At 47.5% G+C, this 23,325-nt stretch carries 26 protein-coding genes and 1 tRNA gene; 3 read left to right on the plus strand and 24 right to left on the minus strand.

What is annotated here, in order from left to right; all coding sequences use genetic code 11:
- Positions 1–162: 162 nt before the first annotated feature.
- Positions 163–1,575: a glycogen synthase gene (locus BEL04_RS22160; RefSeq protein ID WP_066007662.1), complete on the plus strand. Its 1,413-nt coding sequence runs from the start codon at positions 163–165 to the stop codon at positions 1,573–1,575.
- A 12-nt stretch (positions 1,576–1,587) separates the two neighbouring features.
- Positions 1,588–2,850 carry a glucose-1-phosphate adenylyltransferase gene (locus BEL04_RS22165; protein ID WP_066007664.1) on the plus strand — a complete coding sequence of 421 codons (1,263 nt, stop codon included), beginning with the start codon at positions 1,588–1,590 and terminating at the stop codon, positions 2,848–2,850.
- A 36-nt stretch (positions 2,851–2,886) separates the two neighbouring features.
- Here BEL04_RS22165 and BEL04_RS22170 read toward each other — a convergent pair whose 3' ends face one another.
- The 23 genes from BEL04_RS22170 to prfA all read right to left on the minus strand — a co-directional run bounded on the left by BEL04_RS22170 (position 2,887) and on the right by prfA (position 20,908).
- Positions 2,887–3,564 (minus strand): metal-dependent hydrolase, encoded by a 678-nt coding sequence (locus tag BEL04_RS22170; RefSeq protein WP_066007666.1) that lies wholly within the window; start codon positions 3,562–3,564, stop codon positions 2,887–2,889.
- A gap of 84 nt (positions 3,565–3,648) precedes the next feature.
- Positions 3,649–3,963 (minus strand): YbaB/EbfC family nucleoid-associated protein, encoded by a 315-nt coding sequence (locus tag BEL04_RS22175; RefSeq protein WP_066007668.1) that lies wholly within the window; start codon positions 3,961–3,963, stop codon positions 3,649–3,651.
- A gap of 165 nt (positions 3,964–4,128) precedes the next feature.
- A complete protein-coding gene (locus tag BEL04_RS22180; RefSeq protein ID WP_066007670.1) occupies positions 4,129–5,160 on the minus strand; it encodes a hypothetical protein in 1,032 nt (343 codons plus the stop codon).
- A gap of 41 nt (positions 5,161–5,201) precedes the next feature.
- Positions 5,202–6,329, minus strand: coding sequence for a ferritin-like protein (locus tag BEL04_RS22185; protein ID WP_083228032.1), 1,128 nt, complete (start codon positions 6,327–6,329; stop codon positions 5,202–5,204).
- A 2-nt stretch (positions 6,330–6,331) separates the two neighbouring features.
- A complete protein-coding gene (locus tag BEL04_RS22190; RefSeq protein ID WP_083228033.1) occupies positions 6,332–8,224 on the minus strand; it encodes a GMC family oxidoreductase in 1,893 nt (630 codons plus the stop codon).
- Positions 8,225–8,255: 31 nt separating this feature from the next.
- Entirely contained in the window at positions 8,256–8,702 is a 447-nt protein-coding gene (locus BEL04_RS22195; protein WP_066007672.1) for a hypothetical protein, read from the minus strand.
- A gap of 653 nt (positions 8,703–9,355) precedes the next feature.
- Positions 9,356–10,087 carry an SDR family oxidoreductase gene (locus BEL04_RS22200; protein WP_066007674.1) on the minus strand — a complete coding sequence of 244 codons (732 nt, stop codon included), beginning with the start codon at positions 10,085–10,087 and terminating at the stop codon, positions 9,356–9,358.
- An 80-nt stretch (positions 10,088–10,167) separates the two neighbouring features.
- On the minus strand, positions 10,168–10,740 hold the full coding sequence (locus BEL04_RS22205) for a Crp/Fnr family transcriptional regulator (RefSeq protein ID WP_066007675.1): 573 nt from the start codon (positions 10,738–10,740) through the stop codon (positions 10,168–10,170).
- A 55-nt stretch (positions 10,741–10,795) separates the two neighbouring features.
- The gene (locus tag BEL04_RS24475) at positions 10,796–10,948 is read right to left on the minus strand and encodes a hypothetical protein (RefSeq protein ID WP_175404127.1); all 153 of its coding nucleotides are present in this window, start codon (positions 10,946–10,948) and stop codon (positions 10,796–10,798) included.
- A 10-nt stretch (positions 10,949–10,958) separates the two neighbouring features.
- The gene (locus tag BEL04_RS22210) at positions 10,959–11,999 is read right to left on the minus strand and encodes a 2-hydroxyacid dehydrogenase (protein ID WP_066007676.1); all 1,041 of its coding nucleotides are present in this window, start codon (positions 11,997–11,999) and stop codon (positions 10,959–10,961) included.
- 39 nt (positions 12,000–12,038) lie between these two features.
- Positions 12,039–12,317 carry a DUF5676 family membrane protein gene (locus BEL04_RS22215; protein ID WP_066007677.1) on the minus strand — a complete coding sequence of 93 codons (279 nt, stop codon included), beginning with the start codon at positions 12,315–12,317 and terminating at the stop codon, positions 12,039–12,041.
- 41 nt (positions 12,318–12,358) lie between these two features.
- Positions 12,359–12,580, minus strand: a complete 222-nt coding sequence (locus BEL04_RS22220) for a hypothetical protein (protein WP_066007680.1) — start codon at positions 12,578–12,580, stop codon at positions 12,359–12,361.
- A 746-nt stretch (positions 12,581–13,326) separates the two neighbouring features.
- Entirely contained in the window at positions 13,327–14,085 is a 759-nt protein-coding gene (locus BEL04_RS22230) for an SDR family NAD(P)-dependent oxidoreductase (protein ID WP_066007691.1), read from the minus strand.
- Between the two features lie 93 nt (positions 14,086–14,178).
- The gene (locus tag BEL04_RS22235) at positions 14,179–14,673 is read right to left on the minus strand and encodes a cupin domain-containing protein (RefSeq protein ID WP_066007693.1); all 495 of its coding nucleotides are present in this window, start codon (positions 14,671–14,673) and stop codon (positions 14,179–14,181) included.
- A 69-nt stretch (positions 14,674–14,742) separates the two neighbouring features.
- Positions 14,743–15,633: an NAD(P)H-binding protein gene (locus BEL04_RS22240; protein ID WP_066007695.1), complete on the minus strand. Its 891-nt coding sequence runs from the start codon at positions 15,631–15,633 to the stop codon at positions 14,743–14,745.
- A gap of 11 nt (positions 15,634–15,644) precedes the next feature.
- Entirely contained in the window at positions 15,645–16,727 is a 1,083-nt protein-coding gene (locus BEL04_RS22245) for an alkene reductase (protein WP_066007697.1), read from the minus strand.
- Positions 16,728–16,824: 97 nt separating this feature from the next.
- Positions 16,825–17,808, minus strand: coding sequence for an AraC family transcriptional regulator (locus BEL04_RS22250; RefSeq protein WP_066007699.1), 984 nt, complete (start codon positions 17,806–17,808; stop codon positions 16,825–16,827).
- Positions 17,809–17,835: 27 nt separating this feature from the next.
- Positions 17,836–18,051, minus strand: coding sequence for a hypothetical protein (locus tag BEL04_RS23935; RefSeq protein ID WP_083228035.1), 216 nt, complete (start codon positions 18,049–18,051; stop codon positions 17,836–17,838).
- A gap of 112 nt (positions 18,052–18,163) precedes the next feature.
- Positions 18,164–18,301, minus strand: a complete 138-nt coding sequence (locus tag BEL04_RS24480) for a hypothetical protein (protein WP_175404134.1) — start codon at positions 18,299–18,301, stop codon at positions 18,164–18,166.
- Between the two features lie 4 nt (positions 18,302–18,305).
- A complete protein-coding gene (locus BEL04_RS22260) occupies positions 18,306–18,716 on the minus strand; it encodes a DUF4267 domain-containing protein (RefSeq protein WP_066007700.1) in 411 nt (136 codons plus the stop codon).
- Between the two features lie 72 nt (positions 18,717–18,788).
- Positions 18,789–19,358 carry a Crp/Fnr family transcriptional regulator gene (locus BEL04_RS22265; protein ID WP_066007704.1) on the minus strand — a complete coding sequence of 190 codons (570 nt, stop codon included), beginning with the start codon at positions 19,356–19,358 and terminating at the stop codon, positions 18,789–18,791.
- A gap of 344 nt (positions 19,359–19,702) precedes the next feature.
- Positions 19,703–19,776 (minus strand) — tRNA-Asp (locus BEL04_RS22270).
- A gap of 58 nt (positions 19,777–19,834) precedes the next feature.
- Positions 19,835–20,908 (minus strand): peptide chain release factor 1, encoded by a 1,074-nt coding sequence (prfA, locus tag BEL04_RS22275; RefSeq protein WP_066007705.1) that lies wholly within the window; start codon positions 20,906–20,908, stop codon positions 19,835–19,837.
- 211 nt (positions 20,909–21,119) lie between these two features.
- On the opposite strand from prfA, the gene BEL04_RS22280 reads away from it, so the two are divergent.
- Complete coding sequence (locus BEL04_RS22280; protein WP_066007707.1) at positions 21,120–21,986, plus strand: glutamate--tRNA ligase family protein; 867 nt, start codon at positions 21,120–21,122, stop codon at positions 21,984–21,986.
- On the opposite strand, the gene BEL04_RS22285 is transcribed toward BEL04_RS22280, so the two are convergent.
- Positions 21,956–22,762 (minus strand): UDP-2,3-diacylglucosamine diphosphatase, encoded by an 807-nt coding sequence (locus BEL04_RS22285; RefSeq protein WP_066007709.1) that lies wholly within the window; start codon positions 22,760–22,762, stop codon positions 21,956–21,958. The two genes, BEL04_RS22280 and BEL04_RS22285, sit on opposite strands and share 31 nt — an antisense overlap.
- Between the last annotated feature and the right edge of the window lie 563 nt (positions 22,763–23,325).

Consider the following 23,325-nt stretch of genomic DNA (forward strand, 5'->3'; position numbering starts at 1 on the left):
GAAACATTTTCATGCAATTTGGTTATTAACTTAGATTATGTTTACCTAATTTAATGCCATAATACAGCTGTCCGATCCGTTACGGTCAATATTTTAAATAGTTTCCTCCTGTTTAATTGTGCCGTTGCAGCTTTTTATTGCAACTAAAACAAATTGCTCTAAATGAAAATTTTCCACCTGAGTGCCGAATGTTACCCCGTAGCCAAAGTTGGCGGTTTAGGCGATGTGGTTGGCGCTTTGCCCAAATATCTGAACCAGGCCGGCCTCGATACCTCGGTTGTAATGCCTTTTTACGATCGTAAGTTTACCCGTGAGAACCTATTTGACGTAATTTTTGAAGCCTCAACAAAACTGGGCGACAAGCGGTACGAGTTCCAGGTATTGAAAGAGCAAACCGATAAATTAGGCTTCCCGCTGTATCTCATCAAAGCTCCGGGTTTGTTAGATCGCGAAAATATATACAGTTACCCTGATGAGACGGAGCAATTTGTGTTCTTCCAGCTGGCTTTCCTTGACTGGCTGAACTGGTCGCAGCAAACTGCCGATGTGATCCATTGCCATGATCACCATAGCGGTTTGGTGCCTTTCCTGCTGTACCACTCGGCTTTATACAAACGCATATCAAATATCCCAACCATATTAACTATCCATAACGGGCAATACCACGGTGCGTTTAGCTGGGATAAGTTTAATTACCTGCCGGAGATCGACCCGGATAGTACCGGCTTGCTGGATTGGCGAGGCGGTATCAACCCGCTGGCCGCAGCTGTAAAATGTGCCTGGAAATACACCACGGTATCGCCAACTTACCTGCACGAGCTCACCATCCAGTCAAACGGCCTGGAATACTTGTTTTATACCGAAGGACAAAAGGGCCGCGGTATCATCAATGGCATCGATACCCAGGTTTGGAACCCCGAGACGGACCCCATGCTGGTTAAAAACTATCACACCAAAACTGCCGATAAGGGCAAAAAAGAAAATAAAGATGCGCTTTGCGAAAAATTCGGCCTTTCACCTGATAAACCCCTGGTGGTTTTTATTGGCCGTTTGGTTGATGAGAAAGGTGCCGACCTGATACCGGCGATCATCCGGAAAAGCCTCGATAAACACAAAGGTGCGTTGAGCTTTATGATATTAGGCTCGGGCGAATCGGGACTGGAACTCGAACTGAAACAATTACAGGAACAGTTTGCCGGCGAATGCAGCGTGTACATCGGCTATAACGAGGAGCTTGCACACCTGGTATATGCCGCGGGCGACTTTTTGCTGATGCCTTCGCGCGTGGAGCCTTGTGGTTTGAACCAGCTTTATTCGTTACGTTACGGTACCGTACCTATCGTACACAGCACCGGCGGGCTGCGCGATACAGTGATCGACTTTGGTAACGAAGAAGGATACGGAATCACATTTAACAACATCAGCGCCGAAGAAGCCTGCGTTTCTATCGACAGGGCAGTAACCCTTTATGCCAATACGCCGCATCTGAAACTGCTGCGCAAACGCATGATGGAGCTCGATTTTTCGTGGGACAGATCGGCCAAAGAGTACATTCAACTATATGAAAGCCTTTAATTATTATATATTATGACATCGAAAGTAATGTGCATCGTACTCGGAGGCGGCCAGGGGAGCCGCCTGTTTCCGCTTACTGCCTCACGGTCAAAACCCGCGGTACCTATCGCAGGCAAGTATCGTTTGGTGGATATACCCATCTCCAACTGCCTGCACTCGGGCATCAACCGCATATTTGTGTTAACGCAGTTCAACTCGGCATCGTTAAACAAGCACATTAAAAACACCTATCACTTCAGCAATTTCAGCAGCGCCTTTGTTGATATTTTAGCTGCCGAGCAAACACCCACGAGCGTAGCCTGGTTCCAGGGTACGGCCGATGCGGTGAGGCAAAGTTTGCACCACATGTCGGTTTACGAATTTGAGTATGTGCTCATCCTTTCGGGCGACCAATTGTACCAGATGGATTTTGTAGAAATGATAAATGCACACGAAAAAAATAAAGCCGATATCTCCATCGCAACTATCCCGGTAACGGCTAAGGATGTACCTGGCTTTGGCATATTAAAAACCGACGAAAATAAATGGATAACCCAGTTTGTTGAAAAACCTAAAACCGATTTTGAATACCTGAAATCGGATGTGGGTGCCGAGATGGCGCAACAGGGGCGCGATTATCTGGCATCGATGGGTATTTATGTGTTCAACCGCAAGGTATTGTATGATTTATTGCAGGGCAACGAGCGTACTGATTTTGGTAAAGAGATCATCCCGCAATCTATCAGCGATCATAAAGTATTGAGCTATCAGTATGAAGGCTACTGGGAAGATATCGGTACCATACCCTCGTTCTTCGAGGCCAACCTGGAATTGACGGACGATATACCGAAATTCAACCTGTTCGATAAAAACCATATCTACACCCGGTCGCGTATGCTGCCGCCGTCGAAGATATCGGGCTCAAAGCTTACACGCGCTATTATTGCCGATGGTTGCATCATCAACGCAAAAGAAATAACCCGTTCGGTGATCGGTATACGGGCCCGTATCGGTTTCGATACCGTTATCGAAAGCTGCTATATTATGGGCAGCGATAATTACCAAACGCTGGAACAGATCGAGCAATCGAGGCAGAACGGCACACCTGTGATGGGTATCGGCGACCGCTGCCACATCAAAAATGCCATTATCGATAAAAACTGCTATATCGGCAACGATGTGAAGATCAATTGCGGCGACCCGCTGCCGAACGGCGACTATGACAAGTATACCGTGATGGACGGCATTGTCGTGCTTAAAAAGCGCGCGGTGATACCGGATGGTACGGTGATATAAAACGCGAAAGCCCCGGAATTCCGGGGCTTTCGCGTTTTATAAATCTATCGTTTCGCCTATGCCTGGCAAACTGAGGTTTAGTCCGGCTTTGGTAAATTTGGCTTTAGCTTCTCCTTTGTCAATTTTTATCACCGGGAACGAATCGTAATGTATACCTACCACTTTTTTACAGTTCACAAAACCTGCGGCTTTAATGGCATCATCCACGCCCATGGTATAATAATCGCCGATGGGTAAAATGGCCCAGTCGAGGTTCTCATCTTCCAGCAATTTCATATCATAAGTTAGGGCCGTATCACCCGCGAAATAGATCTTTTTATCGGCGGTAGTGATCACAAAACCGGCGGGGTTACCGCCATACGAGCCATCAGGCAAACCGCTCGAGTGGATGGCTACCACCATTTTAACGTTGCCGAACTCCATTTTAAAATTACCGCCGATGTTCATCCCGGCAACTTTTTCAACGCCTTGCTTGTTTAACCAACCAACAATATCGGCAATACAAACCACCTGGGCGCCGCTGTTCTTCTGGATGGTTACCAGGTCGCCAATGTGATCACCGTGGCCATGGCTCAATAAAATATAATCGGGTTTAAGGTTGCTGATATCGATATCCTTAGCTAAAGGATTGTGGGAGATAAAGGGATCGAACAGTACTTTTTTACCGCTGATTTCGAGTTGCAGGCACGATTGCCCGTAATAAGTTAATTTCATCGATAGTTGGTTTTATTAAGTAATAGATTGACAGGCTGATTGATCAGTAAAAAATAATCCGGCAGTATTAACAAAGGGTTAATACTACTTGCCAAAGAGCGCGCCCAGCCCGCCCATACCACCGAGCAGATCTTTGGTCATAGCTGCTGTTTCACTCTGGCTAATGTTTTCGGCTTGCTCCATTGCCTGGTTAATGGCAGTAAGGATCACGTCTTCAAGCATTTCAATATCGCCCTCCTTTAAAACTACGGGGTCGATCTTTACGGATTGCACTTGTTTGTTAGCGTTGGCGGTTACCACAACCACGCCGCCGCCCGCACTGCCGGTTACCGTAATGGCATCTAAACGTTTTTTAACTTCGCCGGCTTTTTGCTGCGCTTCAAATATCTTATCGAACATAAAAATTGATTTACTGCTGTAAAGTTAACACCATTTTAGCAATGATGTTTAGCCGTGCGGCGCATAAATTATAGTACAAGCCCGGGCCGGGCAACAGCAGTTGCGGATAAAGACAGGGGCCCGAAATTCGGGCCCCCTGTCTTTCAGACTATTAAACTATCTTTTTTAGATCGCGATCAGCGTATTGATGTTCCAGTGCGGGAAAACCACGTCTTTACCGTTGTATGCTTTAGGGAACAACAGCGGGATAGACTGCAGATATTGAAGCTGAAAGAAGGTCGGGTTTTCGTCCTGGGTTGGAGCAAACGTTGGGTTGTTCTGCACAGTTTCGATCATGAAGGTGCAGATAAAATCCTGAGGACCGATCACTCCCCGCGCAAACGGTACATTAAGCACGCCGCCCAGGTTGTTCGCTGTGGTAACCGCCATTGAAACAATCTCGCTGACATTGGCCGTGTATTTATTCAATAACGAGATCGGGTTGATAAAATCATCGACGGTTAGTGTTGTCTGTCCGATATTATCCAGCGAAACGGCGATCTGCGCACGGTAATCTGCTTGCAGCCCGGATGGGTCCGATCCATCAACAAAAAACGGTAAAAAGCTCAAAGCGCCATTCTCCGTAGGGAAGTTTTGCAAAGCAATATAAGGCGACAGGTCGATCGGGCTGGGGCCGGGCGACGATATATTATAATCGCTCCACACACCGGTAGCCTGTATGGTGTTGCCATGCGGGATGGTGCCCGAGCGGACTACAGGATTAGTCACCACATAATCCGTTTCGGGCTGGCCTGTTATTGCCTGCAAGCCATTGCCGGTCGGGTCGACAGGCAGGGTACCCAGTGTCTGGTTCAACCACATACCGGTTTCTTCGTGCAAAATGTTCTTGCTCACATTTTCAGCTACAATTTGTGAGTATTTTACTGCACCTACCTGTGCCGTACCATTGTTCTGGCTGCGGTTCGGAACCGGCGCAGGAACTTCGTCGAATTGATGTGTTTCGAACAACTGGCTCACCATTACCAAAAACTGGCTTTTAGGGTTAGGTACCACCATGATGTTAAAACCGGTATCGCCAACCCAGGTATTGCCGGTTACTAAGGTTTGGAGCGGACCGAGCGCTGAATTACTTGCTGCCGTTTGAGCTTTGCGGTTGAACGCCAGTGGCGTAGTCGCCAGGTTTTTAATTGTTGCCATAAGTTGATTTTAAGATTTTACGGATTGGATTGGTATTTAAATTATTTTTCGAATTCGAAACTTGGCCCGGCCATGTATCTGGTGCCGGGTACCGGGATGTTCATCAACGCGATAGCCTTGTACTTAAGCTGGTACATCATGGCAACGCCTTTCATCAACAAATCGGGCTGCCCGTTACAGGCGTTATGGATATTATCCAGCAAAAGGGTATAAGTGCGGTTAAAGTCGCGGACTTTTTCGAGCAGTTCGGGATAAGCCTTAAAGTCGTCCATTTTAGGATTGGGCTTCATGTTGTACACCGCATCCCATTCCACTACGATCCTGTCGCCGGTCGGGCCGCTTTTTGGCGTGTCGGTATCCTTATACAAACGCTCCTCGTGCAGCTCGTTAAAGCGGAAGTAGTGCGCATACTCGATACCCTGGCCAAACATCTGCTGATCCGAATCTTCGATAGTGTCGTCGATACCCTCGCCCTGGCCAACAATCTCGGCTATGGCTTCGCGGGCATCATCAATGGTATAAACCGGTATAATCTGGCCGCCGCTCCCGTAGTAATGTTCAGCAGTGATCTGTTTAGCGCGTTGCTTTTTGTCTTTGGTAAAAATGCCGCCCGGTGTGTTATCGTTAACATACTCGAGGCCAATGCGTACTGCCTGGTAAAACTGTCCGATGGTTTGATAACCTTTGGCTTTGGGCGGCTCGCTCGTGGTAGCAGGTTTCTCGATCTTCAAAAAAACATCGACCGACTCGCGCGAAAATTTAGCGAGGTTGATAACGAACGAATTATCGCTATCGGGCAGGTGGCCCGGATAGGTCGGCACAAAACCGGGCTTATTGATCGCCGGTTCGCCTCCTATGGCATTCAGGATATTGCAGGCCAAAATCATGTGCAGCATTTCTTCCACCACGATGCTTCGGATGGTTTCGACGGCTTTTTGGTTAGTACCATCCTGTATGGAGTAGAGCGCGCACAAATAAGTAGGTATGGTAGAGTGCTCCAGTTCGATGGCGTTCTGCAAAGCGCTTTTCAGTTCGGCCAGGGTACGGATGGTGCCGTCATCGCGGGTATGCTTTCCCGCCATAAGCAGGTTAACCTGTTTGGGTGTCGGAAGCGGTTTAAGCAGCTTTTGCCGTTTTGGGTTATGAGGTTGTTGATATGCAGCTTTCATGTTTATTTTTCGAGTTGTTTAAGAATGGCCTCTGCGGCTTTAAAGGTGAGGGCGGTCATGGTTAATGACGGGTTTGATGTACCGAGCGTTGGCATATTGCCGCAGCCGGCCAGGAACAGATTAGGGTGATCCCAGGTGCGCTGCTCGTGGTTCACTACCGAATCGTGTTTGTTAAAGCCCATGCGGTGCGTACCTACAATGTGCCCGGCGCCGCGGTAAGTATAACCCTGGCCTTTATAGGTTACATAACCGGCGTCGGTTACGGGGTTGTAAACCGTATGGTCTTCAATGCCATTGGCTGCAAATATCTGATCGGATACGGTTTTGGCCGCCTCCATCGATTTAAGCATATAATCGGTAGCATAATAATGGATGATGGGTTTATAATTGCCCAGCGGATCCAGGTACTGATGATCGATGGTGACGCGGTTATCGGGGTCGGGGCTTTGCTCGCACTCAAAGTGCAGCAAAAACTGGCGGGTAAGCCTTTCGTTCAGGTAATCGCGCAGTTGCTTACCGAACAAACCCATCGCTAAGCCATCGCTCACATCCGAACCGGGCGAGAACACCGGCCAGCTCCAGCCCCAGTTATCAAAGGGCGATATCCAGGCTGCATGCTCCGACCGGAACGGCCCATCCCTGAAGGTAGCGATATTGGTGGTCGAGCCCGGGCCGCGGTACGGGTAGATCTTTTCTTTGGTCAGCCCCCAGGTGAGCATGACCATGTGGTCCATCAGGTTACGGCCTACCTGGTCGCTGCTGTTTGCGGCACCCGATGCCAGCAGTATCTTGGCATTCTCGATGGCGTTGGCGGCCAGCACGTATATCTTGCCTGCAGCTACACCGGTAGTATACTCGGGCGAATCGGGGTTGTTGTAACGCTTATACACTATGCCGGTTACCTCTTTGGTCTTTTCGTCGATATTGATGGTCGAGGCCACTGCCTGTGTGATGATAGTAAGATGATCGAAGTTGGACCGTTTCAGTGTTTTCAACGGGTTGTATTTAGCCTGCACCGGGCATATCGGCACACAACTGGCATTGCCCTCGCAGCGTTGGCCGGTATAGGCATCCCAGATGGACGGAACCGGGTTATAATCGTATTTTTCTCCCAGCAGGCCGGTCAGCTTCAATTTTTTCTCAGCTTTGTTCCATATCACATCCCGGTAAGGGTATTTGGCGTTTGGCGTGGAGTTACGGCCCTGCGGTGTACTGATGCAATTGATCTTGTACTGGCGTTTGTTGAGTTTAACCGTCATATTCTGTACCCCTTTGGCAATCTCCGTATCCAGGTAACTCTGCGGTATTTTATGCATCGGGAACACATAGTCCTTCCCAAAATACGCTTTAGGAGCCGGCGTATCCGGGTAGGTTTGCTCAGATACCTCACCAGATACACCGATCTCCAACTCGGCCATTTCATAATAGGGCCTCAGGTCGTCGGCCGTAATGGGCCAATCCACAGCCTGGTTATAAACGGTTTTCATCTTAAAATCGTTGGGCAGCATGCGCAGCGTGGTACCCAGCCAATGCAGCATGGTACCGCCCGGCCCGCGAACGGCATCGCTGGCAAAAGGTAAGGGCCCCATCTGCACCAGGTATCCCGGCGGAGGCGGCCCTCCGGGTGTAAGCTTAACCACATCGAGCACGTTTGATGTTGGCGCGTCTTTCAGTATTGGATAGGGCGAGTTGGGCACCTTGGCAGCGGCATTATAAAACCTGTCGAGGTAGCTCATATAATTATTATAGGCGCCATCGCTGTCTAACGCGACCCCGGCCTGCAGGCCCGCTTCGAGCAATAATACTTTTTTACCTGCCCGTGTGAGGGTTTTGGCTATGAGCGAACCCGCAATGCCCGACCCGGCAATTACCACGTCGTAGTGATCTGTTTTCATATCAAAAAATAAGTTGTATTGAGCAATTAAATTATAAAGGCGGAAAACTCCACGAACCAAAGCCGGGTTGTTTCGCTCCGGGCGGGTGCGCTTCGGCGGTATCCCACATCAGCCCCTGTATGTACGCCTGCGCATTAACCACGTTTGCGCCCCAACTACCGGTATACCACAGCGTGATGATAGATTGCGCCAGGCCGTTATAAGCCGAAAGAGGCATCAGCCTGCCGGCGATGGCCTGCTGAAGCTTACTTTCATCTTTTTTGTTTTCTTTCAGTATCGAATTTACTTCTTCAAAAAAGAAGCCTACGTTGGCTTCATTTGCCGCCAGCTCCTGGTCGGAGTAGTTTGGGTCCTGAGGAATATTTGCCACGGTATTATAGTATGTCGCTACCATACCGGTGCCCTGTAATTCGGCTTTGTTAAAGCCCGTGAGTAATGCCGATATCTCCAGAAAGAGGTCGGCTCTGTTATTTGCCATTGTGATATTAGGTTTATAGTTAAATCAATGCGATCAAAACCGGCTGGACAGCGCCATACGCGCGCAGAACGCGTAGCCCAGGCCAGCAAAAGCTCTCAAATACCCTTATTTATATATAGGCGGCGCTTCTCTATTCCATTGCCGGCCAGACCAGGCCGTCGCGAAAGGGGAAAAACTCATAATTCATCACGGGCGCCGCGCGAATGTTTGTAAATATATAATAAAAATATGATCTGTGTTTTTAAAAAACAAATAAATTATATTCAAATTGGTGTTTTTTAAACAATTGATTATCAAGTAAATATCTAACAATAAAACAGCGAATCGCATAGAAATATAATTTTTTAATAATATTAATTATAAAATTAACTTATCTGAAAGTTTATTTTAATAAGATTTGCGGTAAAAAGTCTTTTTTATTTTGAGGCCGGATCTGATTTTATATTGTTCGAAGCATAACTGCCGTTAAAATTGTAATGTGTCCCATATCCTTTTTAATTAATTTAAGACCAAGACACGCTCAACCGGGTTTCTGATTTATGCTTAAAAAAAACCGATTGATCTTAAAATTATCAGCCTACAAAAAAACCCCGGCTTTTCAAGCCGGGGTTTAATGCACGATTAATGGATTTCTTAGTGCCTGTTTATAAAGGCTATATCAATACATGACCACCATCTACAAGTAACGACTCTCCGGTGCTGTAAGGCTGTTTAAGCAGGTAAATATAGCTTAGCGCTATATCCTCGGGCCCGGCAACATATTTTACCGGAAGCGCACTTGCGGCATTTGCATACATGGTTTCGCGGGTTTCGCTGTCCAGGTAGTCCCACAGGTTTGTTTTAACAAAACCAGGCACAATACAATTGACACGTATGGGCGCAAGTTCGATAGCCAGGGAGCGAGTCAGACCTTCCATTGCAGCACAGATACTTGACGCTGCAGACCAGCTTGCGCCGCCGCGCCGGCCGGCAGCTCCGCTTGTCAGCACAATAGAACCACCTTGTTTTATCTTTGGAGCACCGTATTTTATTGCGGTGTAAGCTCCCCAATAGCGTACGTTGAAAAAGCTGCGCGCCTTTTCGATATCGGCTTCAACAATGGGCGAGAGGCTGAGGTTCTCGCCGGCGGTGTAAATGAGATGATCGAAAGCACCGATAGTTTTGAAGAATCCGGCAATGCTTTCCTCCTTGCTCAGGTCGACCGCATAACCCTGACTGCCGGCGGGCAATTGCTGTAGAGCTGCATCAATGCGTGCCTGGTTGCCCGACGCGATGATGACCCGCGCACCTTCCTGTGCAGCTAATTTTGCAGTTGCCAGCCCGATGCCGGCGCTGCCGCCAAGGATGATAACTGTTTTTCCGGATATGGAATTTGTGTTGTTCATGTTGATTAATTTGATGACACAAATTTCCGGGATAACACCTCCCAAACGCTTACCAAATGGTAAAAAGCAAAAAGCGGGTATTATTTTGCAATGCGCCGGATACGGCTTAGGGATTGCGGGGTGATCTCGAGGTATGAGGCAATATCAGTAAGCGACACCCTTGCAGCAATATCCGGATGGCTGGTGCGGAACTTTTGATAGCGTGTTGTTGCATCTTCGCCTAATAAACCGCCACGCACTTTTATTTTTTCCATCAGCGATCTTTTAGAAATGCCGTCGAACAGGTCGCGAAACCAGGGCAGTACCGCACAGATACTTTCAAAGCCACTGCGTGTAAATACGATCAGGTTTGCGTTACAGGCAGCTTCGATACCTTCTCCCGCCGGAACGCAGTCGTTAAAACTATACAGAATGGTGCAAAAATGGTCCTCCTTTACAAAAAACTGGGTAAACCTGTCTCCTTTGCTGTTGGTAACCATAGTTCTCAATATACCATTGCAGATAAAGAACAACTCGCGCGCGCGTTGGCCCGGCATTAAAAGCACTTCGCCTTCGAATACATTACGGACAGCGCTGTGCTCCATGATAACCTTTTTATCATCTTCGCTAATAGTGCGATGTTTATCAAGAAAATCAAATAGCCGTTGGTACATAATCTTCTGAAGAGTTATAGCAAATTTATACAAATAGCTAAAATGCCAAAAAGCCTTACTGAAAAGCGGGGGCTTTTAAGTTTTTGGCGAAAAACGCTGGGATCATTTCGGAAAACAGCATGATGGGGATCGTCAGAACGAGTACAACAAAGAAACGCTTGCGGAAATCTGCGATCATTTTTCCATGGTCATGTCCTGCATGCTCCATGCCATTGTGTTCATGGACTAAAACGTTTGTGTGATGATGATTTTTGTGATGCTGCCCCGTAAGATAGAATTTCATTGCCGGATGACGATCCATTCTCAAAACAATCTATATTATAAACGGTTGCATCCGCAATATTTCTTAAAGCCGTTTCTGTTAAAAATGCCTGGTGACTGGTTATCAGAACATTTTGAAATACCATCAGGCGAGCAATCGTATCATCCAATAAAATGTCTTCAGAATGGTCTTCAAAAAACAACCCGTCTTCTTCCTCATAGACATCCATGCCGAAATAGCCGATCTTCCCATCCTTCAATCCATCTATAACCGCTTTTGTATTAACTAATTTACCGCGGCTGGTATTGATCAGCATTACGCCTTTTTTCATGGTGGCTATGCAGTCGCTGTCAATGAGGTATTTTGATGCTTCTGTTAGAGGAGCATGAAGCGTTATGATGTCGGATTCCCTGCACAAAGTATCGCAGTCCGTGTAGGTAACATGAAATTGATTGACCAGGGACTCATCTGGAACCGGGTCAAATGCAAGTATCCTGCATCCAAAACCATGCATTATTTTCGCAACTAATGCCCCGATCTTTCCGGTTCCGATGATCCCTACGGTTTTTTCTACCGTGTCAAACCCAACCAGTCCGTCGAGCGAAAAGTTTTGTTCCATGATACGGTTATGGGCCCGTACCAGCTTTCTGTTTAATGCAAGTATCAGGGCAATTGTATGCTCGGCTATAGCATGAGGTGAGTAATCCGGTACCCGGGCTATTCTCAGGCCAAGCCGGCTTGCCGCCTGCAAGTCGACATTGTTGAATCCGGCGCATCTCAATACTAAAAAGTTTACGCCAAACTTTTTTAGCTTTTCAAGAACCGGGGCCGATGCGTGATCATTTACAAAAATGCTCACGGCAATGTGCCCGGCCGCCAGGTCGGCCGTATCCTCCGACAATACTGATTCCAGGAATTTTAATTCATGCCGATTGTTATTGGCTGATATAAGGTAATCCCTTTCAAACTTGTGTGTGCTGAATACTGCTACTTTCATACTTGATAGTGACCGAGTCCATAAACGGTTGATTAATTTTTATCTGTCGTTCCTGATCGAAGCATTGTAAAAGGCTGCAATACAGGCGCCAATTAACCAGGAAATTATAAAAACCTCAGCCACGCCGATGGCTGCTTCTGAGAACGGAATACCCGTTCGGACAACAGTAGAAAAATCCATACCATGAATAATGGAATTAAAGAACTTTACGCTGTTATCTTTTCCGATAGTTGCCATAAGCAATATACAACTTATGTGAACAAGCGATGCGGTGACCCCAAAGGCAAAACCAAGTTTTTTTACTATGATCCGTTGCATAATTAAATCATTTAAAGTGATCAACTAATTTTTAGATAGCCTTATTTTTGAAGCCTGCCGGGTTTTTTTGGATCGTGCATCGAATTGTCCGGATGCTTATTACGAGCATGATGCATTGGCATCAGGAGGTGGCAACCGAACATGGCAATAATGAAAATAAAAGTGGAAATATTACCTTTTATACCAAACAGCGGCGCTAAAAAAATAAGCAACAATGGGGCGCCACAACCCAAAAGCATCCAAAGCAAATGTTTGTCATTCATTGTCAAATCTCTCCTTTCCGAAAGTTAGTAAGATCAACAGCTTCAACAGGTGTTTACCATCAGTGAAAAAAATGATTTGCGTCAGTTATACCGCGTCAACCGGCAGTGAAAGAGAGCTGTGATTATGTATATTGATGTAAACAGCCATTCCCGGTACCGTTCGCTCTGCCAGCCTCAACATTCCAACGGGTAGCGTCGCAGACTTTCCCGGTCGATACTTCGGCTCGCCGACTTTCTATCGTAAAGCGCAAATAAATGGTTACCGGCCCGATTTTGTAGTTTGTTCTTTTTTTAGATAAAAAAGCAAGTTGACTTGCGTTCTCATTACAAATGATTTTTTAGTGAAACAAAATTGTTTATTTCATCATTTGCAGCCAAGATGCTCAACAGCTTAACTACCCGTAATACAATTCGTTACAACGTTTCGGGTGGGCAATTGCATTTCTCAAATATGCTCACAGAATTGTTCACCTTTGTTATGGTAAAACATGGATGTTTTGGCATATTTCAGAAATTAAAAAGCCTGCAAACATTTAATTTACGGGATTTTAGTTGTTTTTAGCGGAATGGACGGGACTGTCCAAAACTCTGAAATGCGCTCATTTAGAGATATATTCTATTGCATATCATCAATGGTACCCGATTTAGCACCCGAGATAAATACACTTAATTGTGTGATTTTTGGAAAGAACTTCTTTTTCAAATTTACTAAATAAAGTAGTAAAATCAAACTGAAGATTAATTCCTTAAATCATGATACCGCCGCCTACTTCAATTCGTTGCGCATTAAGGTACCGGCTGTCTTCTGAGAGAAGGGATGCTACATACATGCCAATGTCATCGGCATCGCCGAGCCGCCCGAGCGCCACCGCCGAAGCAATTTGTTGGCGGTGCGCTTTGTCTCCTTTACCACCGCCGAACTCGGTATCAATAGCCCCGGGGGCCACACTGTTGAAACGGATCTTCCGATCAGCCAGTTCCTTTGCAAAATACCGTGTTAACGACTCTAGCCCCGCCTTCAAGGCCCCATACACGGCGCTGCCTGGAAAAGAAACCCTGGCCAGGGCAGAAGAAATATTGATCACGTGGCCGCCATCCTTGACGAGTGGCAACAATGTTTGGCTGAGAAAGAACACGCCTTTAAAGTTTACATTAACAAGTTCATCGAAGATCGCTTCAGTGGTGTCCTTGATCAGTGAACGCTGGGCAATACCGGCATTGTTCACTAGGTAATCCAAAGTATCACGCCCCCAATTGTCTTTCAACGCCTGAACGACCTGGCCTTTAAAGTGATCAAAACTTTGAACGGCTGCCGTATCCAGGTGCAATGCAACGGCCTTGCCACCGGCTTGATTGATCTCCGCCGCTACGGCTTCGCCCTGTTCTTTTCGATGATTGTAGGTCAGGATAACGCCGATGCCCCGTTTAGCAGCATTGATGGCAATGCTCTTGCCAATTCCCCGGCTACCCCCGGTAACCAGCAGGATTTTATTTGTTGTATTCATAGCTATTTATTTAAGCATTATAGATAGATTATTGTTGGGTCTTATGATATGGATTTCATCTTATTTGTATTGATTGGTAGATGAATGTTTTGATTATTTATCCAGGTAATCGGGCGGGTAAACCTCCTGTCCATACATTTTGGCAATGGCCATCAGCTTTTCGACCGCCTCTTTGTCCAGGTGCGGGTGCGGTAGAAATTCATCCGCCTGCACGGGCGTACCGATCTCCTCAAAAAAGGCATCGAGGCCCGCTGGTACCACGGTACATAACAGGTGCGCCATGCTGCCGCTGATGTTTTTGAAAGCATGTACCGCGCCGCCTTTAGGTACCGTAAGCACGTCTCCTTTGCGGGCGATCGTTGCTCCGGCTTCCGTTTTAAATTCCACTTCCCCGTCCACCACGTAAAATGTTTCGTGGAAAGCTGCGTGTGCGTGCGGACCTGGGCCGCCACCCGGCGGCACCAGCATGTCGATCATCGCAAATTCGCCGTTGGTTTCTTTGCCGGAGATCACGATGCGGTAATTGTCGCCCATGATGGAAAGATGCTTCCCCTGGCTGCTGTTGATATGCTTTACGTTGTTGGTCATGGCTATTTTTTTTGATGATCATGAAACCATCGGGACGAACTTACAGGTACATCCCGATGGATTTTATGCTTAGGCTTGCTGATAACGGTTTTTAAAATCCTCCGCAAATTGTTCGAGTTTGATCTTTCCGGTCACTGCTCCGCCCTTTGCAAAAAAGTCTTTCATCACAATGCCGGCCCTTACGCCCTGGCCCAGTTCAGTAATGAGCCCGGCCAGTTCAGCTGGCAAACCGGCACCCAGCATACCTTGCTTCAGTTGTTCGTCGAGTATCTCGGTCCAGGTCAGTTCAGGTTTGCCGATGGCCTGGCCAAACAAGGCGGCCAATTGATTACCGGTCGAGATATCGCTGATCACATATTTTATCTCAAAGCCATTTCCTTTGGCCTGCAATTCAGCAGCGATAGCTGTCGAAAGGTCGTCATGATGGGTCAATGCCAGACGGTCATCGCCGCCATAGTTATTGCCGAAGATGCCTCTATTCTTGATAAGCGGAATGTCCCGGAAGAAGTTGACATAGAAGAAGCCGGAGCGAACGATGGTCACGTTGACATCAGTTAACTGATCCTGAAAGATCTGCTCCACCCGGTGCACGCCGCCAACCGGGCCGGTTCCTGCGGGCGCATCAGCGCCTACGCTGCTCAGCATCACCACGCGTTTCACATTTGCGGCTTTGATGGCATCAGCATAGGCTTGGCCAGCTGCCGCAATGTTTTCGATCATGTTGCCGGGCCCCATGGATGGCGGCATCATGGTATACACGGCATCTGCGCCTTTGAAGGCTTCGGTTAAAAAGGCTGCGTCACTGATAGAGCCAATAACCGCTTTAGCGCCTAAAGCTTCGATCTCGCTTGTTTTGTCTGCTTTGGTGCTGATCACGGTTACTTCATGTCCTGCTGCGATCAGTTTTTGTACTAGGGGTTTGGCTACATTGCCTAATGAGCCTGTTGTTGTAATTTTCATTTTGATATGTTTTAAAGGGTGAATGATAATTGTTCTAATACCGGGTAATCGGTGTAACCCTGTTCGCCGGGCGTATATAGCGTGTTATAATCCGGCTCATTTAAGGGTGCGTTTTTTTCCAGCCGATTGATAAAATCGGGATTGGCTAAAAAACTTCTGCCGAAGGCTACCAGGTCAGCCGAGCCATCCTGCAGTTTGGCTTCGGCAGTTTCTGCCGTAAAGCCGTTACAGTAGATGATCGTGTTTTTAAAGGCGGCGCGGATGCCCTGATGCGTTTCTTCCGGGATGCCCGGATTGTTTGAGATATGCAGGTAAGCGATACCCAGGCGGTTCAGTTGTTGCGCCAGGTACACATAGGTTTGATGGACTTCCGCACTGTCATAAGCCGGCATATCGTTGGAGGTCAGATAAGGTGAAATACGCAGGCCAACTTTATCTGCGCCAATGCTGTCGGCAATCTGCTGCGCGATCTCCAGTAACAAGCGGCTATGGTTTTCGATGGAGCCGCCATAGCTATCTGTACGGTCATTTACAATAGGGTTTAACGACTGTTCCAGCAGGTACCCATGCGCACCATGCAGTTCCACACCGTCAAAGCCGGCATCAATAGCGTTCTTTGCTGCCTTTACGTGGTCGGCAATGATCCGGGCGATGCCCTGCTCAGCCAGCGCGACAGGCGCAGAGAATTCCTGCATACCGGTTTCGGTATAAATTTCACCGGCGGCTTTCAGATCCGACAAACTCACCAGTTGGTAGCCTTCCGGCAAATTGCTGCTATGCCCGATACGGCCGGTATGCATCAATTGCAGAAATATTTTAGCGCCGCCCTCGTGTACGGCTTCTGTTACCAGTTTCCAGCCCGCTACTTGTTCATCAGAGAAAATGCCGGGAATGCGTGGATAACCTAAACCCTCGGGACTGGGTGAGGTACCTTCGGTAATGATCAGCCCGGCGCCTGAACGCTGTTTGTAGTAAGTAGCCATTAAGGCATTGGGCACATTATTAATGGCCCGGCTGCGGGTCATGGGCGCCATCACCACCCGGTTCTTTAATTGTAAGCTGCCGTTATGGTACGGCTCAAATATCTTTTTCATGTTGCTATGTTTTAATTGACATAGCAAAGTTGCCGCTTATGCGCAGCGGAAAATAGCGCAAAAAGACGCAAAATCAGTCCAATCCGGCAAGGGATGCTTAAGCCTGGGCAGAGTAACGTTTGGGTGTTAGACCGTAATGTTTTTCAAACAAACGGCTAAAGTGGCTCAGGTTGGAAAAGCCGAGTTCATAACCGGTTTCGGCTACCGAGCGCTTGCCTTGTTTTAACAGGAAAGCCGCTTCTTCCATCCGGGCGCGCTGGTAATAATTGTAGATGGTATCGCCAAAGGTTTGTTTGAAAAGCTGCTTCAGCTTGGTTTCGCTCATGGCCGCCAGTTGCGCCAGTTCGCTGAGTACGGGCGGTACGCTCAGGTCTTTCAATAGTTCGTTGCGGATAAACAGCAATCTTTCCACATCGGCGCTATTGATGCTGTAATGCGGCGTGTTTTCTCGCAGGGTGAGTTGACGGAACAGCAGGTAGATCAGTTCCTGCACCTTTACCTGCATATAAAAATGACTCAGATCATCCTGCATATTTATAGCAGCCATGTGCTTCAGTTGGTTCTTCGTTTCCGAGGTCATACTTTCAAAATACAGAAAGGAACTGCCGCTGGTAGTGATCGTTTTGATGACGTCATTAGGCTGATGGATATGCAACAGCGTTTTCAGGTAGGCAGGTTTGATGGCGATCACGATATAGTGAACAGCGTGACCTTTGGGAAAATGTATAGTAGAATTCAGATCATTGGAGGTGACCTGGATAGCCGCCTCTTCCCGTTCAGAAAAGCGTACCTGCTGCTCGTCGTTAAAAGCGATCTCCAGCGTGTCTTCATTGCTGTAAAAGAAGAGGGTGATCAGTTCGTTCCCCAGCCCGGAGGAATTGCGTTTTATCACCAGGTCTTCTTTGAGGGTATAATGATGCAGGGTGATCTTAAAATCGGGCGTAAAAGCCAGCTTACGGATATACCCTTCACCCAATGATCCCGGGAATTGCAACACATTGTTTTCTACCGATGCGCCGAGATGACGGGCGAAATGCGTCATGAAGTCAAAATCGGGCGTGGCGGAAAAGCTGAAGATCATGACCGAAGTTAAACTTAAAAGACAGCATCAGCAATAGTTGACGATGATCAATGCGGCCATGGCGATGAATAGTAAGGCTGCGCGCAGCCAGATCATGCTGTCCCAGCGCTGCTGCAATTCCCTGATGTTCGCTATTAGCCTACCAAATTTGACGCCCTCTGTCATCAACTTATTGATGGGTTTGGCTATGGTCAGGTACACCGTAAGGTGCGCCAGCAAGGCTACTAAAGAAATCAGCGCCAATTGTCCATGAATATGCGTGACGCCGGCCAGACGATCTGAAATAAACTGGAAAGGATGGCCGTAACGCCTATGAACGGCATCCTGGCATCGGCTACTTCATGCAAATGGCCCATCACACCGCTATGGATGCATCCTGGCTTTTAGCAGCGGCTTTTTTACCAACCAGTGTGAAGAAAACATCGGTGCCGAATACAACGGCAGTAGCGACTATCGCTACGCCGTTGAGTATATGTAGGATCAAAGTGTTCATGGTTTTACTTTTTTGCTTTGAATAAAAGGAAAGTGGTAATCATCATGTACACTGCCGTAATGCCGTGGATGAGTAAATGCGTAATGTCAGCTGTGCCGTTTACCGCCAGCACGGTCAGACAATCGGAAACCGGAATAATGATGGCCGCGCCAAAAGCGATAGCAGTTGCACGTGGGTTTTGCGAGATGAGGAACGTGAGTACGACGATGCCGGAAAATATATCGCGAATACCTTTGATCCAGCCGTAGGCAAGCGTTGCTTTGTTTGAAGCCAGCGTGATGCCGAAACCTTCGGCCCCGGCCTGCGGATCGAGCATAAACCGTGCACCCAGGAAAATGATGCCTGTCGCTACTACGGCGGTCATCCAGTACGAGGCCGAACGCGGGCCCCATGAATTGATTGTTTGTGTTTTCATTTGCTTTATTGCTTTGTTAAAGCAAATGTCGCCAGCTCAAAATCCCTGGTCATTCACCCAGGTTAATAAATACTACAGGGTAGCTCTTTTCCGGATACGGGATAAAGATTGTGGTTTGATGCCCACATAGGAGGCAATATAGTATTGCGGCACCCGCTGGCTGATACCGGCGAATGTTTTAAGAAAACGCTGATAACGGAGTTCGGGCGAATCTTTATAGAACGAGGATAATTGCTGCAATATACTAACGAATACCTGCTCGATAGCCAAACGGCCCAGGCGTTCACCCGCTTCTACTTCACGGTAAAGCCGTTGCAGGTTGTCGTAACTGATCGCGAATAATAACGTATCTTCCAATGCCTGGATGTTTTTGGTTGAGGGGGTCCGCGGCAAAAAACTTTCATAATCACACACAAAGTCTCCCTCGCTGCCGAAGTAATAGGTGCCCTCGTTGCCATCTTCATTGACATAATACCTGACGAGGCCGGTGCCGATCAACGCCGCCGAGCGGCAGATTTGTCCTTCCTGTAAAAAGTGCTCCCCTTTTTTCAATTTCCTTTCCGAAAAAAGTTGTCCTATTAACCCCACTTCGTCGTCCGAAATATGGACTATCGATTTTATCCTGTCGATGAGTAATTGCATAAGGCAATATAAATTTTATCTGCCAATGACTTAATATTCATAACGAAAAACCTTCCTTAATTTATTGAGGCTTAGTGTGTCTGTATAGGAGATAAGGTCCGCAAAAAATCCTTCAAGTTACTTCATATGGCACTGTAAATGAATGTATTAAATCGAAAACAAAAAATGGCACCCGATTTGGCACCCTTTTAAAAAGTTTTGATGGTGCAACCAAAGTCAGTTTTGGTCTAAAAAGTGCTTATTTGAGCTTATTTGGCAGGTTTTGAAAGTTAGGTTCGAGTCCCGTCTGGATAAAACAAAAACGCCTGTAAATCAGTGATTTACAGGCATTTTATTGCGTTTAGCGGAATGGACGGGACTCGAACCCGCGACCCCATGCGTGACAGGCATGTATTCTAACCGGCTGAACTACCACTCCGTTGGGGCTGCAAATATAAGCAGCTATTTGCTTTCCGCAAATAAAAAGTGAAAAATGTTTAGGCCATGCTGCCTTCCTGCAGTTTCTCAGCATTTTCGGCAAACTGCAGGGCTTCCATTATCTCCAGCAAATTACCGTTCATTACATCGGGTAAGTTGTAAATAGTTAGGCCGATGCGGTGTTCGGTAACGCGCCCCTGCGGATAGTTATAGGTACGTATTTTAGCCGAACGGTCGCCGGTGGATACCATGGTTTTTCTTTTCTTCGAAATCTCTTCGAGGTGCTTGGCCAGCTCCATTTCGTAAATACGCGAGCGCAATACCTGTAACGCCTTGTCGTAGTTTTTTAATTGCGATTTCTGATCCTGGCATTGGGCCACGATACCGGTTGGGATGTGCGTTAAGCGCACGGCCGAATAGGTGGTATTTACCGACTGCCCGCCCGGACCCGATGCACAGAACAGGTCTTTCCGGATATCATTCACATGAATGTCCACGTCAAACTCGTCCGCTTCGGGCAATACCACTACCGAAGCGGCCGAAGTATGTACACGGCCCTGGGTTTCGGTATCGGGTACCCGCTGCACCCGGTGCACGCCCGATTCAAATTTCAGCGTACCGTAAGCATCCTCGGCATTTACGTTGAAGATGATCTCCTTGTAACCGCCCGCCGTGCCTTCGGTGCAATCAACCAGTTCGGTTTTCCAGCCTTGTTTTTCACAGAAGCGCACGTACATGCGGTAAAGGTCGCCGGCAAATAAAGCAGCCTCGTCGCCGCCCGTACCGCCGCGTATCTCCACAATCGCGTTGCGGCTGTCTTCCGGGTCCTTCGGTATCAGCATCAGGCGTATCTTTTCTTCAAGTTCTTCTTGTTTAGGCAACAGCTCATCCAGCTCGGCCTTAGCCATATCCCTGAACTCCGGGTCCTTTTCGGTAGCCAGTATCTCGCGGTTAGCCTCAATATTGCTCATTACGTTGGCATATACACCGTACTCCTCTACAATTTTGGTCAGGTCCTTATACTCCTTATTCATCTGCGCAAACCGCTTCATATCCTTCATCGTATCCGGATTGCTCAGTTCGCGCTCCACATCCTGCCAGCGTTCTTTTATCGCTTCTAATTTATCTAACATATCTTTTTTCTTCGAAAATCAATTTCCCGGCTCCATCGGTTCCGGCAGCCCCGCTTTACGCTGCAAGCCACCTTATGCACAAGCCCTTACGACTTTACGCTGCAATCGGGTTTAGTTTACACCATGCGGTGCAAATAGCATGCAAAAGTACGGAATTTATAGAATAAACGTATTTTGCGGCCTCATACATCCGGCACCGTGCCAACATGACATGCCAGCAGCTCAACCCGCATTCCGTAAAACACGCATAGCGCCTACACCAAGCGGCTATTTGCATTTAGGCAATGTATTGTCTTTCGCACATACAGCGGCGTTGGCGCAAAAAACCGGGGCTGAAATTCTGCTCCGGATCGACGATCTCGACCAGCAGCGTATCCGGCCGGAGTATGTGCAGGACATTTTCGACACGCTCAATTTTATGGAGATCCCCTGGCACGAGGGCCCGCGCAATATCCACGAATACAAAACCCGATGGTCGCAAATGTACAGGCTTGGCAGCTATAAACAGGCGCTCGACAGGCTGAAACTCCAGGGCGACCTCTTCGCCTGTATCTGTTCGCGCAGGTCGAAAACGCCTTGTACCTGTTTATCGCAAAAGTTACCTTTCGATCTGCCTGAAAGCAGCTGGAAACTCCTGACAACCAATGATAACATCGAAGTGCACAGCTATCCCGACGAGATCATCACCGCCAGGCTCCCCGCCGATGTACAAAACTTCATCGTCCGCAAAAAGGATGAACTGCCGGCATATCAGCTGGCTTCCGTTGTCGACGATCTGCTTTTCGATATCGACCTCGTTGTTCGTGGCGAAGATCTGTGGTCGTCAACCCTGGCACAGCTGCAACTGGCCAAAAAGCTCCGGGTCGAACCATTCCTCAAAACCACGTTCTATCATCATCCTTTGCTGATGGCTAACGGCGATCAAAAGCTATCCAAATCGGCAGGAGATACCTCCGTCAAATGGCTGCGTGAACAAGGCAGAACACGCACCGATATCTACTCGGCAATCGCCCGGCAGTTCGGTAAAAACGAAAAAATAAACACCTGTTACGAACTGGCAGATGTATTAGGGCTATGATCCCATCGCGGATGCTCCGGCTGGGTATCGCTCTCGAAATATTTCAATAGCAGGTTCTCGCCATCAAAAACGGCATAGCTAAAATAGTTCACCCATTCGCCTAAGTTTACGTAACGGCTTTTTTCGGTGAGTTGAATATCCAGCGGCAGGTGCCTGTGACCGAATACCAAATAGTCAAAAAATTCGGTTTGCAGTACCCCGCGACTGTAAGCTACCAGCCATTCCTGCTCCAAATTTTTGCGCGCCAGGTTATGGCCCTGCACCAACCGGCTATGGTTCGACCATTTGTTGGCTATCCCCACGCCTAAGTTAGGGTGTATCCTGGCAAATAGCCACTGGCAAATCCGGCTGCGGAAAAACTTCTTCAGCATTTTGTACTTGGTATCACCCGGGCCCAGCCCATCGCCATGGTGCAGGTAAAACTTTTTGCCGTTCCGTTCAATAAGCAGCTCATCCGGGATAATTACCGCGCCAAGCTCTTTCACCAGGTAATCGAACATCCACATATCGTGGTTACCTTTAAAAAGGTATAGCTTTACGCCGGCATCGGCCAATTCGGCCAGCTTGCCGAAAAAGCGGATGTAACCCTTAGGCACAACGGTAGCATACTCAAACCAAAAATCGAAGACATCGCCCATCAGGTATAGCTCGAGGCAATCATCCTTGATCATATCCAGCCACCGGACGATCTTATCCTCACGCTCGCGGCTCGCGGCATAATTAGGTACACCTAAATGGAAATCGGAGGCAAAGTATAATTTATCGCGCTGGGGCATGTTTTCAAAAGTAAGGGTATTTCAGCAATGTGCAAACACCCTCCAAGCGTCACTGCGAACGATAGTGAAGCCAACCGAACGGAGTGAGCTCATTCATACCTTGAAAAAACAAACACAAATGAATAATCTCTACATAGGACGATCGATGAATTAAAATTGGACCTACTTACCAGATTGTAATTTTAAAACATGGGTAAATATGGGTATTCGCACAAGCAGTTCTTGTCTTATTTCCTGATTCTTGCTTCTCCACTCTATCTCACCAACACATAGGTATTCTTCGGTATTTTTTGCGATATTTTCCGCTTTATTGCCCCTGTTCGCTTCAAACAGGCTTCTTGCGTATTTTATACCTATCAAACACATAGGTACGGCATCGGTATTATATCGGTGTACCTATGTCGCTATGATGATCATTCAATAACTCAACCCTTCAAATTAAACAGGGGGGAAATTGTAAGAAAATTTTGCAGTCCTGTTAACATCTTTTCTCATCATATAGGCACCAATGAACAAATTACCAGTGAACTAATGAACTACTATCAAGCTTCGCGCTTAACCAT

The sequence above is a fragment of the Mucilaginibacter sp. PPCGB 2223 genome, assembly GCF_001705515.1.
GTDB lineage: Bacteria > Bacteroidota > Bacteroidia > Sphingobacteriales > Sphingobacteriaceae > Mucilaginibacter.

What these genes read in the sequence shown, in the direction of transcription:
- BEL04_RS22210 (WP_066007676.1), bottom strand. Translation starts at nt 11,999, where the DNA reads ATGAAAGTAGCAGTATTCAGCACACACAAGTTTGAAAGGGATTACCTT.
- BEL04_RS22250 (WP_066007699.1), bottom strand. Translation starts at nt 17,808, where the DNA reads ATGATCTTCAGCTTTTCCGCCACGCCCGATTTTGACTTCATGACGCAT.
- BEL04_RS22180 (WP_066007670.1), bottom strand. Translation starts at nt 5,160, where the DNA reads ATGGCAACAATTAAAAACCTGGCGACTACGCCACTGGCGTTCAACCGC.
- BEL04_RS22160 (WP_066007662.1), top strand. Translation starts at nt 163, where the DNA reads ATGAAAATTTTCCACCTGAGTGCCGAATGTTACCCCGTAGCCAAAGTT.
- BEL04_RS22215 (WP_066007677.1), bottom strand. Translation starts at nt 12,317, where the DNA reads ATGCAACGGATCATAGTAAAAAAACTTGGTTTTGCCTTTGGGGTCACC.
- BEL04_RS22235 (WP_066007693.1), bottom strand. Translation starts at nt 14,673, where the DNA reads ATGACCAACAACGTAAAGCATATCAACAGCAGCCAGGGGAAGCATCTT.
- BEL04_RS22230 (WP_066007691.1), bottom strand. Translation starts at nt 14,085, where the DNA reads ATGAATACAACAAATAAAATCCTGCTGGTTACCGGGGGTAGCCGGGGA.
- BEL04_RS22265 (WP_066007704.1), bottom strand. Translation starts at nt 19,358, where the DNA reads ATGCAATTACTCATCGACAGGATAAAATCGATAGTCCATATTTCGGAC.
- BEL04_RS22190 (WP_083228033.1), bottom strand. Translation starts at nt 8,224, where the DNA reads ATGAAAACAGATCACTACGACGTGGTAATTGCCGGGTCGGGCATTGCG.
- BEL04_RS22240 (WP_066007695.1), bottom strand. Translation starts at nt 15,633, where the DNA reads ATGAAAATTACAACAACAGGCTCATTAGGCAATGTAGCCAAACCCCTA.
- BEL04_RS22245 (WP_066007697.1), bottom strand. Translation starts at nt 16,727, where the DNA reads ATGAAAAAGATATTTGAGCCGTACCATAACGGCAGCTTACAATTAAAG.
- BEL04_RS22220 (WP_066007680.1), bottom strand. Translation starts at nt 12,580, where the DNA reads ATGAATGACAAACATTTGCTTTGGATGCTTTTGGGTTGTGGCGCCCCA.
- BEL04_RS22260 (WP_066007700.1), bottom strand. Translation starts at nt 18,716, where the DNA reads ATGAAAACACAAACAATCAATTCATGGGGCCCGCGTTCGGCCTCGTAC.
- BEL04_RS22205 (WP_066007675.1), bottom strand. Translation starts at nt 10,740, where the DNA reads ATGTACCAACGGCTATTTGATTTTCTTGATAAACATCGCACTATTAGC.
- BEL04_RS22280 (WP_066007707.1), top strand. Translation starts at nt 21,120, where the DNA reads ATGCCAGCAGCTCAACCCGCATTCCGTAAAACACGCATAGCGCCTACA.
- BEL04_RS24475 (WP_175404127.1), bottom strand. Translation starts at nt 10,948, where the DNA reads ATGGAGCATGCAGGACATGACCATGGAAAAATGATCGCAGATTTCCGC.
- BEL04_RS22175 (WP_066007668.1), bottom strand. Translation starts at nt 3,963, where the DNA reads ATGTTCGATAAGATATTTGAAGCGCAGCAAAAAGCCGGCGAAGTTAAA.
- BEL04_RS24480 (WP_175404134.1), bottom strand. Translation starts at nt 18,301, where the DNA reads ATGAACACTTTGATCCTACATATACTCAACGGCGTAGCGATAGTCGCT.
- BEL04_RS22170 (WP_066007666.1), bottom strand. Translation starts at nt 3,564, where the DNA reads ATGAAATTAACTTATTACGGGCAATCGTGCCTGCAACTCGAAATCAGC.
- prfA (WP_066007705.1), bottom strand. Translation starts at nt 20,908, where the DNA reads ATGTTAGATAAATTAGAAGCGATAAAAGAACGCTGGCAGGATGTGGAG.
- BEL04_RS22200 (WP_066007674.1), bottom strand. Translation starts at nt 10,087, where the DNA reads ATGAACAACACAAATTCCATATCCGGAAAAACAGTTATCATCCTTGGC.
- BEL04_RS22165 (WP_066007664.1), top strand. Translation starts at nt 1,588, where the DNA reads ATGACATCGAAAGTAATGTGCATCGTACTCGGAGGCGGCCAGGGGAGC.
- BEL04_RS22285 (WP_066007709.1), bottom strand. Translation starts at nt 22,762, where the DNA reads ATGCCCCAGCGCGATAAATTATACTTTGCCTCCGATTTCCATTTAGGT.
- BEL04_RS22195 (WP_066007672.1), bottom strand. Translation starts at nt 8,702, where the DNA reads ATGGCAAATAACAGAGCCGACCTCTTTCTGGAGATATCGGCATTACTC.
- BEL04_RS22185 (WP_083228032.1), bottom strand. Translation starts at nt 6,329, where the DNA reads ATGAAAGCTGCATATCAACAACCTCATAACCCAAAACGGCAAAAGCTG.